The following is an 811-nucleotide window of genomic DNA, read 5'->3' on the forward strand; positions in this document are numbered from 1 at the left end:
CACCGGCGCGAGCGCGGCCGGGGCGGCCGCCGCCCGGCAGAGCGCGGCGACGGCCGCCGCCGGGCCCGCCGCCTCCACGCCCGCAAGGACGGGGCGCGGCAGGGGCACGTCCGCCACCAGGAGCGCGGCCACCGCGGCGGGGACGGGCAGCAGCGCGAACGCGATGCCGGGAGCCGGCAGGCCCGCCGCCACCGCCGCCGTCCACCCGCACGCCGCCGCGCCCACCACGGCCCACGGCCCCGCCACCGCGCGGATCACCAGCGGCGCGCGCCCGGCGCCCCGGCCACCCGCCGCCGCGACCCCCGCGCCCAGCGCGGCAAGGACGCCAAGGACCAGCACCAGTGACCAGCGCGCCCCCGCCGCCAGGACCACCAGCGGCACGCAGCACACCGCGGCGGACACGGCGGCCGTCACCGCCGCCGCGGCGTCCGCGGCCCCGGCCGGCCGTACCGTGGCCGCCGCGAGGGCGGCGACCAGTGCGAGCAGCAGCACCGCCGTCGGGACGCGGCCGAGCCCGAGTGCCGCGGGCAGCGCGACCGCGGCCGCGGCGGCGAGCGCGACCGCCGCGGGCCCGGTCGCCGCCGCCCACCGCGGTCCTGCCGACCGCCGCACGGCCGGCGGCAGCAGCAGCGCCACGGCGGCCAGGACGGCCGGCGCGGCTCCTGCGGGCAGCGGCCCGGCCCCCGCGCGGACACTGGCGGCCGACTCCGCGAGGACCAGCAGCGGCACCGGTGCCACCCACAGCACGCAGGCCCCCGCCACCCCGGCCGCGCTCGCCGCTACCGCGCGGGCGGCGGCCACGGGCAGCCCC

Annotated in this window: 1 pseudogene; it reads right to left on the bottom strand. The window is 84.8% G+C overall.

Going from position 1 to position 811, the window contains the following annotated elements:
* Positions 1-811: pseudogene (locus ABEA77_RS33805) on the bottom strand (hypothetical protein); the annotation flags it as partial.

This window comes from Streptomyces tremellae (genome assembly GCF_039540215.1).
GTDB lineage: Bacteria > Actinomycetota > Actinomycetes > Streptomycetales > Streptomycetaceae > Streptomyces > Streptomyces tremellae.